This window comes from Pseudomonas sp. FP215 (genome assembly GCF_030687795.1).
Lineage (GTDB): Bacteria > Pseudomonadota > Gammaproteobacteria > Pseudomonadales > Pseudomonadaceae > Aquipseudomonas > Aquipseudomonas salmasensis.
Genome location: NZ_CP117447.1, coordinates 760182 through 776585 on the forward strand (window position 1 = coordinate 760182; position 16404 = coordinate 776585).

The following is a 16404-nucleotide window of genomic DNA, read 5'->3' on the forward strand; positions in this document are numbered from 1 at the left end:
CCTCAAAAGTTATTCAAGGCTCGGGAAATGGCGATCATCGCCGGCCCCCCGAGCACGATCAGCAAGGCGGGAAACAGAAACACCATCATCACCACGGACATCTTCGCGGACATCTTCGAGATGTATTCCTGCAGGCGGGTCAGGCGGCGGTCGTCGAGCAACTGCTTGAGGGCCAGCAAGGATTTCATCGCGCCGCCGCCTTGGTGGATCAGTTGCTGAAGAATGATGCAGGTGTCGGTGAACTCATCCACGGCCAGCAGGCGCGCGGTTTTGCCCAACTCTTCGGACAGATCCAGGCCCGAGTCGACCCTTACCAGGATCAGGCGCAGTTCATGGGTCAGGTCCGGCAGCAAGCGCTGGGCTTCGGTGCTCAACACCCGCAGCGATTGCTCAACCGCCATGCCGGATTCGAACAGGATGCGCAGCAGCGGAATGAACGTGGAAATTTCCCGCGCGATGCGCTCCTGACGGTATTTCGCGCTGAGGGCCAGAATGCGCTTGGGCAGCAAGTAACCGATGCCCAGGGCAATCGCCGGGGCAATCCAGGGTGAGCCGCCGTGAGGAAACAGCAGTTGCTGGCCGAGCAGGGTCAAGCCCAGCAGCACGATGGGCACGCCGATCTGGAAGGCGGCAAACATGGAACGCTGGTTGGCTTTGCGCCAGCCGACGCGGTTGAGCAGGGTCTGGGTTTCGTTGTCCAGGCTGACCGAGCGCTGGGCCACGGCGCTGGCGCCCAATTGGCGCATCAGGCTGCCGAGTTTGTCCTCGCGGGTCAGTTGGCCTTGCAGGCGTTGGCTGACCAGGCGTTGACGGCGCCGTTGCTCCAGCAGGTTGCCGACGATCAAGGCGACGGCGGCGAGCGACAACAGGATGCAGATCAGGATGGCCATCTCAGATACTCCGCAACATGCGCCACATGACGAAGGTGCCCGTGATGTCGAGCGCCGCCGCGGCCAGCAGCAGGTAGCGCCCGGTACCGTCGTTCCACATGCTCATCAGGTAGCCCGGGTTGACCATCAAAAAGTAGCCGACCATGGCGATGGGCAAGCCCGCCAGCACATAGGCGGTCATGCGCGTTTCGCCGGTCATGGCCTTGAGTTGGCGCGCCCCCTGTTCGCGCTCGCGGATCATCTTGATCAGGTTTTCCAGCAGCTCGCTGGCGTTGCCGCCGTAGCGGTGGTTGACCTTCAGGCCCAGGGCAAACAGGCGGAACTCATCGCGCTCGTAAAACTCGGCAAAGTCGCTGACCGACTCCGGCAGGCTCACGCCCATTTGCACGTTACGCTGGATGCGGCTCATGGCCTCTTTGAGCGGCGCTTCGGTGCTGTCGATCGCGCCCAGCACCGCGTCCGCCAGGGTGCGCCCGGACTTGAGGCTGCGCACGCTGTGGTCCAGCAGTTGCGGCAATTGTTCGATCATGCGCTGCACCCGCCGTTGGTAGCGCCAGGCGATATACACCCGCAACAGCAGCGGTGGCGTGGTCAGCATCACCAGCAGGCCCAGCCCGCCAGCCAGCAGGTAACCCAGCAACATGCCCACCGCCCAGCCACTCAACCACAACCCCAGGCGGTCGGTGGGCTTGCCCAGGCCGGCGCGCTGGAACATGCGCTCCAGCGCGATCCAGCTGCCGTTCGGCTCCTGGGCTACTGGCTGGCCATCGGAGAGCCGCTCCAGCACCCGGTCGGTGCCGGCCTGGCGCAGCCCGCGCTGGAACAGCCAGACGGACAGGCTGATCAGCAGGACGCAAATGAGCAGCAAGACAAGTCCGGTCATGAGCCCTCTCTACAACGGCAATGCCGATTCGCGCCGCAGCTTGTCGCCGGCCGGGTTGAGCGCTTCGCGCAGGAAGCCGAAACCGGTACGGCGGTCGAGGCGGAACAGGGTGTTGGTGACATACACGTCGTCGCGCACGCCCACCACTTCCACCACCTCGCTGACGCAACGGCGCCCATCGGGAAGGCGCGTCAGTTGAATCACCACATCCAGTGCAGCGCAGATCATCTGCCGCAGGGTTTTCTCCGCCACCACACGGCCGGTCAGGCCTACCAGGGTTTCCAGGCGCAACAGCGCGTCCTGGGCATTGTTGGCGTGCACGGTGCTCATGGATCCGTCATGGCCGGTGTTCATGGCCGTCATCACATCGAGCACTTCGACGCCACGGATCTCGCCAAGGATGATGCGGTCCGGGCGCATCCGCAGGGCGTTGCGGATCAGGTCGCTGGCCTTGACCTCGCCATGCCCTTCGGCATTGGGCGGGCGGGTTTCCAGGCGCACTACGTGGGGGTGGCCCAGTTGCAGCTCGGCCACGTCTTCGATGGTGACCAGGCGTTCGTGGGGGTTGATCAATTGGCTGAGGATATTGAGCAGCGTGGTCTTGCCGGTCCCGGTGCCGCCACTGATGAGGATATTGCAGCGCTTACCCACCGCCTCCTGGAAGAACTCGAAGATGTTGTGGTCGATGGTTTGCATCGCCACCAGGTCGCTGCTCTTGAGCATGTCCTTGCGAAACTTACGGATCGACAGGCACGGGCCGTCTAGGGCAATTGGCGGGATGATCGCATTGACCCGGCTGCCATCGGGCAAGCGCGCATCGACCATCGGCGACGACTCATCCAGGCGCCTTCCGAGGGGCGCGAGGATGCGCTGCATCACGCGTTCTACATGGTGCGCATCGATAAAACGCAGATCGCTCTGGTGGAGCACCCCGTCACGCTCGATAAACACCCGGTGCGGGCCGTTGACCAGAATCTCGGTGATCGACACATCGCGCAGGAGCACCTCCAGCGGGCCGAAGCCGGTCAGCTCATCGACGATTTCCTCGGCCAGGCGCTCCATCTCATAGCGCGAGATCGCCAGGTGCATGCGCGTGATGTATTCGGCCACTTTGTCGATGACAAATTGCGCCAGGGATTGGCGCGAGCCTTCCAGCAGGTTCTGGCCCGACTCTTCGATGGCATCGATGATGTAGCGATGCAGCACCAGTTTCAGGCCATCGTGGTCGTTGTGCGCGGCAGCCCCACGGGCCGGGGCGCCGAAGAGTTTTTCGCTGTTCATCGACTCGTCCCCAGCAGGCGTTCGAACCAGCGTGTCGAAGGTTTATCCAAGCCTTCGGTGCGTTTGGCCAGGCGCTCGCCCAGGTGGCGCAGGGCTTGGGTCAAGGCTTCACGTGGGGCCAGGGTGAACAGGCTTTGCCCCTGGTTCTTGGCGTTCAGGCGCACTTCTGGGCTCAGGGGCAGCACGGCGATGCACTCCAGGCCGAAGCTTTTTTCCAGGGCTTCGGTGCCGGGGGCACAACCTTTTATGTAGCGATCGACGAGCAGCTTGGCATGGTCGAGCTTCATGCCTTTTTCGCGCCACAGGTTCAGCACCGCCAGGTTACGCCGACAGTCGAGCACGCCCTGGTCGGTGCACCACAGCAGCTTGTCGCAGTGGCTGACAAACGTACGCAGGGCTTCGCTGTCGGCTTGCCCGGTGAGGTTGACCACGATGTGCTGGAAGTGCTGGCGCAAGGCGCTGAGCAACATGTACAGCTCGGCGGCGCTGGTCATTTCCAAGGGTTCATCGCTGGCGGCATAGGCGAGGATGCGCAGGCCGTCGTCGGTGCTGGTGAACGCGCTGTTGATCAGGGTGGCGTCCAGGCGGCGCAGGTGGCGCAAGGCGTCGCCGAAATTGAAGGTGCTGTCCAGGCCCAGCAGCGCCAGGCTGTCGCCCCTGGGCAAGCCGAGATCGAGCATCAGCGTCTGCTGGCCACTCTTTTGCACCACCATTGCCAGGTGGCTCGCCAGCAGGGCGCCATCGGTATTGCCCTGGGCACCGTAGAGTACGGTGAGGCCGCCGAGATGGGCGTTTGGCGCCGTGGGCGGCAAGCGCTTGCTCAAGCGCCGCACCAGCCCGGCCACTTCGCTGGAGCGCGAGCCATAGGCGACAAAATCCCGCGCGCCGGCACGCATGGCGTTGAGCACCAACTGGTTGTCCATGCCGTCGCCCAAGGCCACCACCGCCAACATCGGCTTGGCTTCCAGGGCGCCTTCGATCAAGGCGCTCTGGGCCACCAGGTGTTCACGGTCCAGGCCCACGAACACCAGATTGGCGAAGGTCACGTCCACCAGCGCCAGCAATTCATCCAGGCTGCCGCCGCCCACGCTGATCACTTGGCCAAGGGGAGCCAGTGCACCTTGGAGCCATTCCAGGTCGGTGCTGTTGCGGGTGATTGCCAGGAAGGTCTGGCTCAGGCTATCGCTCATTGGGAAAGTCCACTGCGACGGTCGAAGTTGCCGTTTTCCAGGAAGAACAGGCGGAACCAATTCGGGTCATAGGTGCGCAGTTTCTCGCCGGGCAGCGACGGCAACTGCGCATTGGCGGCCAGTGGCTGCACCAGATGCGGCGTGACAATCATCAACAGCTCTTTCTCCTCGCTGTTGATATTAGAGTCGCGGAAGAAGGCGCCAATGATCGGAATGTCGCCCAGGCCCGGCAGCTTGGCGATGGTGGAGCGGTTGGTGCTGCTGATCAGGCCGCTGATCACGAAGCTTTCACCGTCGGCTAGCGACACGCTGGTGTCGGTGCGCCGGACGGTCAGGGCGGGTACCTGGATGCCCTGGATCCGGATCGCGTTGTTGTAATCCAGCTCGCTGACTTCCGGGGCGACTTTCAAGGCGATGCGGTTGTGGTCGATGACCGTGGGCGTGAGGGTCAGGCGAATGCCGAATTCCTTATACTCGATGGTGATGGTATCGCTGCCGGCACTGGGCACCGGAATCGGCACTTCGCCGCCGGCCAGGAAGGTCGCGCTCTGGCCGCTCATGGCCACGAGGCTCGGGCGTGCCAGGGTGTAGGCAAAGCCGCTGCTTTCCAGGGCGTTGATCAGCGCCTTGACCCGGCCACCGCCAAAACCGATGTTGAAGCTGTCAGCGCTCACCGGCAATTTGAAGATGCCCTCTGAAGGGGACAGCAAGCTTGGGCTGCCGAGGAAGAAGTTGTTGCCCATGCCGAGGATCTTGGTGCTGGCCTCCTTGAGCTTGGTGCGGCTGACTTCGACGAAGCGGATATCGGTCTGCACCTGGCTGGGCAGCGTCGGGTCTTCGGAGGGCGACAGCGATTGGCTGGTCAGCGCCGAGGTGGCCTTGCCTTTGACGAACACCATGCTCTGGCGCGGGGTGGTCGAGCAGCCGGTCCACACCATCAGGCTGGTAGCGCCGCTGCCGACACCGGTGAGCAGGAAGTGGCGGTCGCCGTTGACCCGCACGTCGGCGATTTTCGGGTCGCCGATGGCCAGGCGCGTAATCGCTACCGGCGATTGCAACTCGGTTTGCAAGCCTTCGCCCACCTCGATCACGGCGGGCAATTGGCCCAGGGCGTTGCAGCTGCCCGATGCGCCCATCGCCATGCCCAAGGGCAGGCACGGCAGCATCAAGGCCAAGGCCAATTGAGCGTAGCGTTGGCTCATTCAAGGCATCCTTGTTCAATCAGGGGGTAGGTTGTGCCGCCGCTGCGCCGCGAATCACTTCAACGCCCCGACGTTGGCCGGTGTCGGCCACCGCGGGGGTGATTTTTTTCGGCGGGCCGCTGAGGGCCAATTGGGTGAACTGGTAGAGGTCGCGGTTGGCGCTTTGCACCTTGTCCGGGGTGTCGCTTTCGCCGGCCCAGTAGCGGCTGAGCAGTTGTTCGTCGGCACTGCGCACGGCCAAGCGCAGCGTACCGGCTTGGGAGGCGAGCATCAGCCGGCTCAGCAAGGGTTCGGGCACCGCCAGCACCACACTGCGCGCGGCGGTGCGGCGTTGCGCCGCCTGAGCGCGTTCTTCGGCGGTGGCGGGTGGCGGCACGGCCGGGGTGCCGTCGTTGGCCAAGCCCAGTTGGTCGCCGACGCTGAGCAGGCGAATCGCCGGGATGACCACCTGCGCCGACTGCTCGGCATTGGCATTGTCCTGGCGCAAGAACAGCAAGACGTCCACGTAATCGCCTGGGCTCAACTGGCCACCGGCACCGATGACCTCATCGACGGCGACGGCCAGCGCCCGTTCGTTTGTACGAATCATGCGGGCCAGCGGGCCGCCGGCGGTGAAGCTTTCATCATTAAGCCAGGTGCCGGCACCCAGGGCCCGCAAGGGCGTGCGGCCGATGGCCTGGTCAACGCTGGTCAGGCTGCCAGCCGGCACGGTGCGCAGTTTTTCCACGGCGACATCGGCAGCCGTGAGGGGCACAAAAGGCGCAACCGCATGCACCAGCACCACGACCGGCTGGCGGGTCTGGTCTTCCACGACGGCAACGGTTTTTTCAACGGAAATGACAGGTGCTGGCGAGGGCGCTACGGAGGGTGCCGGTGGACGACTCAGCACCAGGCCCCAATACCCTGCAACCAGGGCTCCGATAAGCAGCAAGCCAGCCAGGACCATGCTGATACGACTGTTCATGACGGCGCTCCCTATCCTGTTGCACTGCTTTTATTCCCGTTTATCCAAACGAGTTAAATTCGCAACTGGGCTGTGATGAACAACTAACGATTTGGCTATTTGAAGGTAGCCCAGCTAGGACAAATTGCCATTACTGAATGAAAAATTTATCTGCGCGGTTAAAGCGGGGGCTGTAAATGACGGATTTGTGGGGCTGGCGCGGCGACTAATACTTTGTGATTAATTCGTTCTTACAGTTGTGAGTGTTAAATTTGTTGACAATGCTCTAGTGGCACACGGCAATCATTGTGCGGGCCAGCTGTATCGGCGCTTTTTGGCGCATGAAGGAGACCTCAATATGATCCTTGACCTGTTCTTGAAATTTTACATTCACGCTCAGTTATTCCTGCGCCGTAGAGACGGGGCGTCGGCCATTGAATATGTGATTATTGTGGCGATAGTTGCGTTGGTGATAGTGGGTGTTGGCACTGGGCTTGGCGAGAAAATCGAAGGTGTCTTTGAAAAGGTTTCCGAGGCGCTGACAACTTAGCTGCTAACGTTTTTGTTTGCTCTGCTAGTGATCTTCTTTGTCAGGTACCGCCCATGACCTACCCTTCGTCATCCCGCCAAAAAATCCTATTGGTGGATGACGAGGAGGATGCGCTGGTCGAGTTGGCCGAATCCCTCGAAAACGAGGGATTCGTCTGTTTCACCGCGAACTCCGTCACCTTTGCCTTGCAAGAATTGACACTTCACCCTGATATCGCCCTGGTCATCACCGATCTGCGCATGCCCGAGGAAAGCGGTATCTCCTTGATCAAGCGCCTGCGCGAACACACCTCACGCTCGCAGTTGCCTGTGATCGTGATGTCGGGTCATGCAGAAATGGATGATGTCAGCGATATGCTGCGCTTGCAGGTGCTGGACCTGTTTCGCAAGCCTATCTACCTGGTGCGCTTGCTCGATACTCTCAACAACCTGTTTCCCCTCTCTACACCTGGTCGGTAACGGACCGGCACCGCTTATTAAATGTGGGAGCTGGCTTGCCTGCGATAGCAGTGGTTCAGTTAAAGTTCATTGACTGACACACCGCCTTCGCGAGCAAGCCCGCTCCCACATTTGGCTCGTGGGGTGCCAGGCACTTAGTCGTCGACTGTCCGGCCGTCATCGCAGGCAAGCCAGCTCCCACAGTTTGATTGCGGGGGCTCAGGTAGAAAGGTTTCGGCTGTCAGGCCGCAGGGGTCTGTGTCGGGCACTGATTCTGTGAGCAACACAGACCCTTGTGGGAGCTGGCTTGCCTGCGATAGCGGTGGTTCAGTTAAAGACTCATCACAGCTGATAACTGAAACTCAGCGTATACCGCGGCCTGCGGTTAAAGCTGTCCAGCGCGATATCCGACATTGGCTTGGCCGCCTCCAGCGCGATGTTGTAGTACTTCTTGTCGCCAAAGCGCAGACCCACCGCCGCCGAGGACAGGTCGTTGGCCTTGACCGGCAGGTCGTTGAACCAGGATTTGGCGCGGTCGACCACTACGTAGGGTTGCAGGATCTTCACCCAGTTGCCGGTGCGGTTGAAGCTGTAGTTGACCTCGTACGCCACCCCCCAGCCCTTGTCGCCCGAGCCTTGGTCGTCCGGGTAGCCACGGCCGAAACTCTGCCCGCCGAAGGTCACGCGTTCGCTGTCGGGCAGGGTGTTGTCGCTCCAGTACAGCGCACCGGACAACACGCCTTGCCAGTTGTCGAAGAACTTGTCGCTTTGCACGCCGGAAAGGCGCAGGCGGAAGAAGTCGAGGTCGGGTTTGGCCACGCCCAGGTCACTGCGGGCCTTGGCGCCCAAGCCGTCTATGCCCTGGTACAGGCCACCACTGATGATGCGCAGGCGTTGCGCGTCGGCCTTGCGCCAATCGCCTTCGAAGGCCAGGGCACGCAGGTTGGATTCGATGTCGAAACTCAGCGGGAAACCCACCAGTTTGTAGCGCGTGGTCTGGTCGACCGCGTACAGGCGCGTACCCAAGGTGAGTGACTCGGTGGGGGAGGCAATGAACGGGTGGCTCAGGCCAATGGAGTAGCGGTCGATGGACTGGTGCGGCTTGAGTTCGAAACCGCCGTCCAGTTGCACGCTGCTGTTGGGGTCGGCGCGATAGCGTTCGGCGGCGAGCGCCAGTTGGGTGCCCTCGGCGTTGATGAACTGGTTGTAGTCCACGCGGTAGTAATGCTCTTTGTCCTCGCCGGGCGGGAACAGGCCGCTGACGCTGAGTTGTTCACCCATGGACGTCTGGGAATTGCTGGTAGCGCTCAGCAACGCTTGCGTGCCGCCACGGCTTTTTTGCACCAGGCTCATGCTGGTGGTGAAAGGTTTGCGGCTGGCCTGGATCTGCATGTGCGTGGCGCCATCGGTGGTGCCCGGTGGCGGCACTTGCGCCTGTACGCTGAGGCCAGGGATGCGGCTCATCAGCGTGGTGTAGCGCTCGAAGGTCTTGCGGGTCAGTGGGCGCTCAGCCAGGAGCTTCTGCGCGAGCTTATCGACATAGGCCGACACCGAACCGATGTCGCCGGTTTGTTGATAGTCCTTGATATAGCCCTCCACCAGTACCACGCGAACCAGGCCGTTTTCGAAGTTCTGTTGCGGCAGGAACGCGTAGGACAGCAGGTAGCCATCCTCCTGATAACGGCGGGTGACGCCACGGGTCGCTTCGATCAGTTGCGCAAGGTTGGTTTCCCGTCCAATCAACGGCGCATACACCTGTGCCGTCTCGGCGAGCGGGTAGACCGTTCCGCCTTCGATCTGCAACTTGCGAATAGTGACCTTGGTGTCCATCAACAGCGGCTGGCCGGCAGTCGGCGGCGCTTCAGGTACCTGAGTTTTCGACGTGGGTGGTCGATAGGCGTCGGCGGGCAGGTTGGGCACCGGCAGGGTGCGGACAGTGTCGTTGCTGTTAAGAAAGCTGGGAAGGGTCTCGGCCTGAGCGTAGGCACTGAGGGTGAGCAATAACAACGGCGTCAACACGCGCATAGGACACTCCATGGTCAACTGCAGCAGCGCTTCGGGCCCGCCGGGTTCTGGGACTCGGTTCGGGAGGGCGGCGATTGATAAAACGTGTCGCCGCCCATAAAAAAGACGAGAGACTTATTAAAGGTCTCTCGTCTCAACCAAGCGTAGGCGCTGTAGGGGAGGCCGTCTAATCGGCCAGGTGCATTTCTATTTGCCGGTCAGGCCGTTCAACAAACCGCCCAGACCGCCTGTTGCGGTAGTGCCGCCTGTGGTTGTGGCCGTGCCGGTTGCTGTGGTGGTGGTGCCGATGTTCAAGCCACCGAGCAAACCACCGCTGGTGCCGCCAGTGGTGCCGCCGGTTACCAGGCCACCCACCGAGGCGACGGTGCCGCCGACTGCTGTGACGGTGGTGCCTACGGCATTGGTGATCGGGTTGGCATTGGCTGCTGTCAGGTTGGTGCCCACGCTGCTGACTGCGCCGCCGACTTGAGTCACCAGGCCATTCACCGGGGCACCCACACCGGTAGTCGTGCCGATGGTTTGCGTCAGGTTGGTGACGCCGCTGGTCACAGGGTTGAGCGCTGCGCCGACATTGGCGGCCACGGTGGCGACCGGTGCGGTAGCTGCGGTGTTTGCTACACCTGTGCCACCTAGCACAGTGCCCAGCGAGGCAACGGTGCCGCCGACTGCACCACCGGTCACACCCGCTGCACTGACGGTGCCGTTGGTGTTGCCCACGTTCAGGCCGGTGCCTACGTTAGCGACCAGGCCACCTACCTGCTCTAGAATGCCGGGAGCCGAGGTGCCACCGGTTGGGGCCACATAACCACCCGATTTATCCAGTGTGCCACCGACGCCAGTGAGCACGGTGCCGACAACGCTGGTGACCGGGTTGCCCGTGCCGCCCGTGCTGGCGACTTGAGTACCCAGGCCAGTGACAGCCGAACCGACTTTATCCAGTACGCCATTGAGGGGAGCGCCCAGGCCGGTTGCGTTGCCCAGGTTGCCGGTGGTGTTTTCCACCAGCGACACCACAGGCACCACGACTTTGCTGCCCAAGGTGTTGGTCAACGAACCCAGCGGGCCGGTGGTGCTGGCCGTGCTCAGGGTATCGCCGAGCATCGTAACGGTGGTGCCGACTTTATCCACGACGCCACCTACCGCTGTGCCCACGCCGCCTGTCACGCCGCCGACCACAGGTATGCCGCCCAGAGTGGTTGACAGTGATTGGCCTGTGGTCGAGAGGCCGCCGCCCAGGTCCGCCACGCCATTACCTACGCCTGCCACTGTCGTGCCCAGGGAGTTGCTGTTGGTGCCCAGTGAGCCCAAGCCGGTGGTCACACCAGTGCCTATGCTGTTAACAGCGGTGCCTGCCGAGGAGACCAGGCCGCCTGCGGTTGCGCCGACGATAGGTACGCCGTTCAACGTCGAACCCAGGTTACCGACAGCGGTACCGACATTGCCCACAGTGGTGCCAAGGGTGCCGGCGATCTGGCCGGTGACCAGTGGGGTGGTTGTTGAACCAGTGCCGCCACCAGTGCCACCACCGGTGCCGCCGCCAGTGCCGCCACCAGTGCCGCCGCCAGTGCCACCGCCAGTGCCACCACCGGTGCCGCCGCCAGTGCCGCCACCAGTGCCGCCACCAGTGCCGCCGCCAGTGCCGCCACCAGTGCCACCGCCAGTGCCACCGCCAGTGCCGCCGCCAGTGCCGCCACCAGTGCCACCGCCCGTGCCGCCACCGGTACCACCGCCAGTGCCGCCGTCACCGCCGCCCGTGCCACCACCGGTACCACCGCCCGTGCCGCCGTCACCACCGCCCGTGCCACCACCGGTACCACCGCCAGTGCCGCCGTCACCGCCACCAGTACCGCCACCAGTACCGCCACCAGCACCTGCACCTGCACCTGCACCCGCATCCGGCGAGGACGCCGCCACGCTGGATTTATGCCCGCCACCACCGCTGCTGCAGCCGCCCAGGCTCATTGCCAGAACGAGGGCCAGCGCGGTACTTGCTTTCCAAAACACTACTTGAGTTTTCATGATTGAGTTCCTTGCACCTGGTACAACCTTGGTTGTTTCAAACCCTCGTTATTTCTTTGGATAACGATAGGTTTGTCCGTGTGGCTATCTCAGGCCAGGGCACTCTTTCACGCAACGCTCAACTTGGTATTAACGATTTATATACATCCGGCCATCGTCGGCTTAATGACTAATACCAAAGGTGTAATGGAGGGATGTTTCAGGATGTTTATATGAGCAAAATCAAAGCGTTGTAAATAAAGGCGGACCTCGTAAGGTCCGCTATAACTTAGGGTGTATATATACAATTAATCAGGGGGTTTCAGGCAATCGGCTGCCACTTCCCCCGCATATGTTGAATATCCCCAGCGCCTTTGAGTTCCAACGCTCCGCTGGAACCGGCCGTGCTGCTCATCAATATCACTTCGCTGGGCAGGCGCACCGGCTTCATGAACTCGACGTCGATTTCAATATTGGCGGCCGGCAAGTGTTCTACCAGTGCTGCGAGGGTGTGCGCCTTGTTCCACAATCCGTGAGCGATGGCCTGGGGGAAACCGAACAGCTTGGCGGTAGGCGCACTGAGGTGGATAGGGTTGTAGTCGCCGGACACGCGGGCGTAGCGGCGGCCTATGTCAGTGGGCGCGTTCCAGCGCGTCAGTTCGGTGAGCGTGTCTGGGGTTTGCAATCCGCTCTCCACGGCTTTGCCTTCAAGCTTCACGCCCCGACATAACATCTGGCTTTCGGCTTCCCACAAGAGTCCAAGGGCATCCTCTACAACCGTTACGATGTCAAAGGTGGCCCCCTTGGGATGGGGGCTGAGATTGCGTGCGTAAACGCCGACACTCACGTCACCCACTGCGCCCAACGGCCGATGAATACGGATGCGATTGCGCAGGTGGATCAACCCCAGCAGCGGAAACGGAAACGTCTTGTCCGTCAGCAATTGCAGTTGCAGGCCGAACGCGAGGATATGCGGATAAGTCGCCGGCAGCATCGGGCTGTCAGCAAAACCGCACACCTTGCGGTACGCCGCAACGGCGCTGGGATTGATACTCATCCGGCAGCGCAACCCGCGTTCGGGCAATGTGCTGCCGGTGATCTTGCGCTTGAGCGCCGCACGCCAGTACAGCGGCAGTAGAGACGGGGTGCTGTCCAACGTTTGCCATTGCATGCTCACGCTCCCAGCAGGCTTTGCCCACACACCCGCAGCGCCTGGCCGCTGACCGCACCGGAACCCGGCTGGCTCAGCCAGGCGACGGCTTCGGCCACATCCTGGGGCAAGCCACCTTGGCCCAGGGAGCTCATGCGGCGCCCGGCCTCGCGCAGGGCGAAGGGAATATGCGCGGTCATCTGGGTTTCGATAAACCCGGGCGCGACGGCGTTGATGCTGATCCCACGCTCCTTTAACAGCGGCGCCCAGGCTTGAGCCAGGCCGATCAATCCGGCCTTGCTCGCTGCATAGTTGGTTTGCCCACGGTTGCCGGCGATGCCACTGATGGAGGCCAGCAATACCACCCGTGCATTGTCTTGCAGAGTACCGCTGTCGAGCAGGGCCTTGGTCAGCACCTGCGGCGCGTTGAGGTTGACCGCCAGCACCGCGTCCCAGTATTCCGGGGTCATGTTGGCCAGGGTTTTGTCGCGGGTGATACCGGCGTTGTGCACCAGGATGTCGAGCCCGTCTGGCAGGTGTTCAGCCAGTTGGCGGGCGGCATCTTCGGCGCAGATATCCAGCACCACCGTGCGCGCATTCAGGCGTGCGGCCAGGGCTTCGAGGTCGGCCTTGGCCTGGGGCACATCGAGCAGAATGACGTCGGCGCCGTCGCGGGCCAGGGTTTCGGCGATGGAGGCACCGATACCTCGGGCGGCGCCGGTCACCAACGCCTTGCGCCCGGCCAGCGGGCGCGTCCAGTCTTGCACCGGGGTATCGCAAGCCGTCAAACGAATCACCTGCCCGGAGATGTACGCGCTTTTGGGCGAGAGGAAAAACCGCAACGCGCCTTCCAACTGGTCTTCGGCACCGTCGCCCACGTACAGCAACTGCAGCACGCCACCGCTGCGCAACTCCTTGGCCAGGGAGCGGCTGAAACCTTCCAGGGCGCGCTGGGCGCTGGCGGCGAAGGGGTCGCTAAGGCTTTCCGGCGCACGGCCAAGGATCACCAGGTGGGCACTGTGGTCGAGGTTTTTCAGCAGCGGCTGGAAGAATTCACGCAGTTGCTTGAGCTGGTCGGTGTGCTGCAAACCGCTGGCGTCGAACACCACCGCCTTGAGCTTGGGGCCGTGCCCTGGAATCCACGCGGGCGCTGTCGAGGCTTCGGCGCCGTAACTGTAGACGGCGTCGGTGAGTCGGTTGGCAAACGCCAGCACCTGGGTTGCCAATGCGCCACCGCCCAGCAGCAACGCACCTTCGACCGGGCGCAGGCGTCCGGCTTGCCAGCGTTCCAGGCGTACCGGTGACGGCAGGCCAATGGCGGCGACCAGGCGATGGCCGAGGCTTGAGTTGGCGAAGTCGATATAACGGTCAGACATGGAACGCTCTCCGAAGGCTGGGGTTCAAAGGTTGACCACCCTGGGGTGGCAGTCGTTCGATTGAGCCTAGGCTAGGCTTGATGATTCCACCCACCACCACAAGGGAGCTTTCCATGACTCAATTGCGCCGTGTAGCGATCATTGGCGGTAACCGCATTCCTTTCGCCCGTTCCAATGGCCCTTACGCCACGGCGAGTAACCAGGCGATGCTGACCGCCGCATTGGAAGGCCTGATCGAGCGCTACAACCTGCACGGCCTGCGCATGGGCGAGGTGGCCGCCGGTGCGGTGCTCAAGCATTCCCGTGATTTCAACCTGACGCGTGAATGCGTGCTCGGCTCGCGCCTGTCACCGCAAACCCCTGCGTACGACATCCAGCAAGCCTGCGGCACGGGGCTTGAGGCGGCGCTGCTGGTGGCCAATAAAATTGCCCTGGGCCAGATCGAATGCGGCATTGCCGGCGGGGTGGACACCACCTCGGATGCGCCGATTGGTGTGAATGAAGGGCTACGCAAGTTGCTGCTCAAAGCCAACCGCAGTAAATCCATGGCGGACAAATTAAAAGTTCTGTTACAACTTCGTCCCCAGCACCTCAAGCCGGAACTGCCGCGCAACGGCGAACCGCGCACGGGTTTGTCCATGGGTCAGCACTGCGAGCTGATGGCCCAGGCCTGGCAGATCCCCCGCGCCGAGCAGGACCAGCTGGCGCTGGAGAGCCACCAGAAGATGGCGGCGGCCTACGCCGAAGGCTGGCACAACGATTTGCTCACGCCCTTCCTCGGCCTCACCCGCGACAACAACTTGCGCCCCGACCTGACCCTGGAAAAACTCGCCAGCCTCAAGCCGGCCTTCGAGCGCAGCGAAAAGGGCACGCTCACCGCCGGCAACTCCACACCGCTGACCGATGGCGCCTCTCTGGTGCTGTTGGGCAGTGAGGCGTGGGCCAAGGAGCGCGGCTTGCCGATCCTGGCTTACCTGCGTGATGGCGAAGCGGCGGCGGTGGATTTCGTCCACGGCGCCGAGGGCCTGCTCATGGCGCCGGTGTATGCGGTACCGCGCTTGCTGGCGCGCAACGGCCTCACCTTGCAGGACTTTGATTACTACGAAATCCACGAAGCCTTCGCCGCCCAAGTGCTGTGCACGCTCAAGGCCTGGGAAGACGCCGACTATTGCAAGACCCGCCTGGGCCTGGACGCACCGCTGGGGTCGATCGACCGCAGCCGGCTCAACGTCAAGGGCAGTTCTCTGGCGGCGGGCCATCCGTTTGCCGCCACCGGTGGGCGGATCGTCGCCAACTTGGCTAAATTGTTGGATGCGGCGGGCAAGGGCCGTGGGCTGATTTCCATTTGTGCCGCCGGTGGTCAAGGCGTGACGGCGATAATCGAACGCTGACTGCCGATAAAATTGGCCCATTGAATGCATTCTGAAGGGGTCAGAGGTCAGTAGCCTCTCCCCCCGGCGAGCCGATTGCCGTATAACGAGTGCCACACGCGTGTTTGGTAATACAGGACCCACAATAAAAGCTGATGAAGACTCCTAAACGCATTGAACCCCTGATCGAAGACGGTCTGGTCGACGAAGTGCTGCGCCCTCTGATGAGTGGTAAAGAAGCAGCTGTTTATGTGGTGCGCTGCGGCAATGAATTGCGTTGCGCCAAGGTTTACAAGGAGGCGAATAAACGAAGTTTTCGTCAGGCGTCCGAATACCAGGAAGGCCGTAAGGTCCGTAACAGCCGCCAGGCGCGAGCCATGGCCAAGGGCTCCAAGTTCGGCAAGAAAGAAACTGAAGATGCCTGGCAGAACGCTGAAGTGGCGGCGCTGTTCCGCCTGGCCGGTGCGGGCGTTCGCGTGCCCAAGCCGTACGACTTTCTTGAAGGCGTGCTGTTGATGGAACTGGTGGCCGACGAGTACGGCGATGCGGCCCCGCGTCTGAACGACGTAGTGCTGGACCCGGACCAGGCGCGCGAATACCACGCCTTCCTGATCTCCCAGATCGTGCTGATGCTGTGCACCGGCCTGGTGCACGGTGACCTGTCCGAGTTCAACGTGCTGCTCACGCCTACGGGCCCGGTGATCATCGACCTGCCCCAGGCGGTGGATGCCGCGGGCAACAACCACGCCTTCAACATGCTGGAGCGCGACGTCGGCAACATGGCTTCCTACTTCGGGCGTTTTGCCCCGGAGTTGAAGAAGACCAAGTACGCCAAGGAAATGTGGGCGCTGTACGAAGCCGGCACCTTGCACCCGGCCAGTGTGTTGACCGGTGAGTTCGACGAACCGGAAGAACTGGCGGATGTGGGCGGTGTGATCCGTGAAATCGAAGCGGCGCGGCTGGATGAAGAGCGTCGCCAGGCGATTCGCGCAGCGGATGATGCGCCACCGAGCAAAGTACCGGACGAGCCACCGCCGCCGCCTTGGATGCAGTGATCTGATCGTTCCCACGCTTTGCGTGGGAATGCCGTTTTCGACGCTCCGCGTCAC

At 62.4% G+C, this 16404-nt stretch carries 14 protein-coding genes; 4 read left to right on the plus strand and 10 right to left on the minus strand.

From position 1 onward, the window contains the following. Nucleotides 1-2 precede the first annotated feature (2 nt). The 6 genes from PSH76_RS03230 to cpaB are packed head-to-tail and all read right to left on the minus strand — an operon-like array spanning nt 3 to nt 6410. The gene (locus PSH76_RS03230; protein ID WP_305493591.1) at nt 3-890 is read right to left on the minus strand and encodes a type II secretion system F family protein; all 888 of its coding nucleotides are present in this window, start codon (nt 888-890) and stop codon (nt 3-5) included. Nucleotide 891: 1 nt separating this feature from the next. Beyond that, nucleotides 892-1773, minus strand: a complete 882-nt coding sequence (locus tag PSH76_RS03235; protein ID WP_305493592.1) for a type II secretion system F family protein — start codon at nt 1771-1773, stop codon at nt 892-894. Between the two features lie 9 nt (nt 1774-1782). Then, nucleotides 1783-3054 carry a CpaF family protein gene (locus tag PSH76_RS03240; RefSeq protein WP_003188227.1) on the minus strand — a complete coding sequence of 424 codons (1272 nt, stop codon included), beginning with the start codon at nt 3052-3054 and terminating at the stop codon, nt 1783-1785. Then, a complete protein-coding gene (locus PSH76_RS03245) occupies nt 3051-4244 on the minus strand; it encodes a pilus assembly protein (protein ID WP_305493593.1) in 1194 nt (397 codons plus the stop codon). Before PSH76_RS03245 ends, PSH76_RS03240 begins: the two co-directional genes overlap by 4 nt. Next, nucleotides 4241-5446, minus strand: a complete 1206-nt coding sequence (locus tag PSH76_RS03250; RefSeq protein ID WP_032893739.1) for a type II and III secretion system protein family protein — start codon at nt 5444-5446, stop codon at nt 4241-4243. Before PSH76_RS03250 ends, PSH76_RS03245 begins: the two co-directional genes overlap by 4 nt. A gap of 19 nt (nt 5447-5465) precedes the next feature. Next, nucleotides 5466-6410: a Flp pilus assembly protein CpaB gene (gene cpaB / locus PSH76_RS03255; RefSeq protein WP_044271150.1), complete on the minus strand. Its 945-nt coding sequence runs from the start codon at nt 6408-6410 to the stop codon at nt 5466-5468. Between the two features lie 337 nt (nt 6411-6747). On the opposite strand from cpaB, the gene PSH76_RS03260 reads away from it, so the two are divergent. Both PSH76_RS03260 and PSH76_RS03265 read left to right on the plus strand, forming a co-directional pair. Next, nucleotides 6748-6939 (plus strand): Flp family type IVb pilin, encoded by a 192-nt coding sequence (locus PSH76_RS03260; RefSeq protein WP_044271152.1) that lies wholly within the window; start codon nt 6748-6750, stop codon nt 6937-6939. A gap of 53 nt (nt 6940-6992) precedes the next feature. Beyond that, a complete protein-coding gene (locus PSH76_RS03265; RefSeq protein WP_044271154.1) occupies nt 6993-7397 on the plus strand; it encodes a response regulator in 405 nt (134 codons plus the stop codon). A 321-nt stretch (nt 7398-7718) separates the two neighbouring features. On the opposite strand, the gene PSH76_RS03270 is transcribed toward PSH76_RS03265, so the two are convergent. The 4 genes from PSH76_RS03270 to PSH76_RS03285 all read right to left on the minus strand — a co-directional run bounded on the left by PSH76_RS03270 (nt 7719) and on the right by PSH76_RS03285 (nt 13925). After that, entirely contained in the window at nt 7719-9401 is a 1683-nt protein-coding gene (locus PSH76_RS03270; RefSeq protein ID WP_305493594.1) for a ShlB/FhaC/HecB family hemolysin secretion/activation protein, read from the minus strand. 186 nt (nt 9402-9587) lie between these two features. Then, nucleotides 9588-11420 carry a collagen-like triple helix repeat-containing protein gene (locus tag PSH76_RS03275; RefSeq protein ID WP_305493595.1) on the minus strand — a complete coding sequence of 611 codons (1833 nt, stop codon included), beginning with the start codon at nt 11418-11420 and terminating at the stop codon, nt 9588-9590. Nucleotides 11421-11721: 301 nt separating this feature from the next. Then, nucleotides 11722-12570 (minus strand): MaoC/PaaZ C-terminal domain-containing protein, encoded by an 849-nt coding sequence (locus tag PSH76_RS03280; RefSeq protein ID WP_305493596.1) that lies wholly within the window; start codon nt 12568-12570, stop codon nt 11722-11724. A 2-nt stretch (nt 12571-12572) separates the two neighbouring features. Beyond that, on the minus strand, nt 12573-13925 hold the full coding sequence (locus PSH76_RS03285; protein ID WP_032893734.1) for a 3-oxoacyl-ACP reductase: 1353 nt from the start codon (nt 13923-13925) through the stop codon (nt 12573-12575). A 113-nt stretch (nt 13926-14038) separates the two neighbouring features. On the opposite strand from PSH76_RS03285, the gene PSH76_RS03290 reads away from it, so the two are divergent. Further along, nucleotides 14039-15316 (plus strand): acetyl-CoA C-acetyltransferase, encoded by a 1278-nt coding sequence (locus PSH76_RS03290; RefSeq protein ID WP_278917742.1) that lies wholly within the window; start codon nt 14039-14041, stop codon nt 15314-15316. Nucleotides 15317-15450: 134 nt separating this feature from the next. Beyond that, nucleotides 15451-16350: a PA4780 family RIO1-like protein kinase gene (locus PSH76_RS03295; RefSeq protein ID WP_003188241.1), complete on the plus strand. Its 900-nt coding sequence runs from the start codon at nt 15451-15453 to the stop codon at nt 16348-16350. The last annotated feature ends 54 nt before the right edge of the window (nt 16351-16404 follow it).

What these genes read in the sequence shown, in the direction of transcription:
- PSH76_RS03235 (WP_305493592.1), bottom strand. Translation starts at nt 1,773, where the DNA reads ATGACCGGACTTGTCTTGCTGCTCATTTGCGTCCTGCTGATCAGCCTG.
- PSH76_RS03275 (WP_305493595.1), bottom strand. Translation starts at nt 11,420, where the DNA reads ATGAAAACTCAAGTAGTGTTTTGGAAAGCAAGTACCGCGCTGGCCCTC.
- PSH76_RS03260 (WP_044271152.1), top strand. Translation starts at nt 6,748, where the DNA reads ATGATCCTTGACCTGTTCTTGAAATTTTACATTCACGCTCAGTTATTC.
- PSH76_RS03290 (WP_278917742.1), top strand. Translation starts at nt 14,039, where the DNA reads ATGACTCAATTGCGCCGTGTAGCGATCATTGGCGGTAACCGCATTCCT.
- PSH76_RS03280 (WP_305493596.1), bottom strand. Translation starts at nt 12,570, where the DNA reads ATGCAATGGCAAACGTTGGACAGCACCCCGTCTCTACTGCCGCTGTAC.
- PSH76_RS03270 (WP_305493594.1), bottom strand. Translation starts at nt 9,401, where the DNA reads ATGCGCGTGTTGACGCCGTTGTTATTGCTCACCCTCAGTGCCTACGCT.
- cpaB (WP_044271150.1), bottom strand. Translation starts at nt 6,410, where the DNA reads ATGAACAGTCGTATCAGCATGGTCCTGGCTGGCTTGCTGCTTATCGGA.
- PSH76_RS03265 (WP_044271154.1), top strand. Translation starts at nt 6,993, where the DNA reads ATGACCTACCCTTCGTCATCCCGCCAAAAAATCCTATTGGTGGATGAC.
- PSH76_RS03230 (WP_305493591.1), bottom strand. Translation starts at nt 890, where the DNA reads ATGGCCATCCTGATCTGCATCCTGTTGTCGCTCGCCGCCGTCGCCTTG.
- PSH76_RS03295 (WP_003188241.1), top strand. Translation starts at nt 15,451, where the DNA reads ATGAAGACTCCTAAACGCATTGAACCCCTGATCGAAGACGGTCTGGTC.
- PSH76_RS03240 (WP_003188227.1), bottom strand. Translation starts at nt 3,054, where the DNA reads ATGAACAGCGAAAAACTCTTCGGCGCCCCGGCCCGTGGGGCTGCCGCG.
- PSH76_RS03250 (WP_032893739.1), bottom strand. Translation starts at nt 5,446, where the DNA reads ATGAGCCAACGCTACGCTCAATTGGCCTTGGCCTTGATGCTGCCGTGC.
- PSH76_RS03245 (WP_305493593.1), bottom strand. Translation starts at nt 4,244, where the DNA reads ATGAGCGATAGCCTGAGCCAGACCTTCCTGGCAATCACCCGCAACAGC.
- PSH76_RS03285 (WP_032893734.1), bottom strand. Translation starts at nt 13,925, where the DNA reads ATGTCTGACCGTTATATCGACTTCGCCAACTCAAGCCTCGGCCATCGC.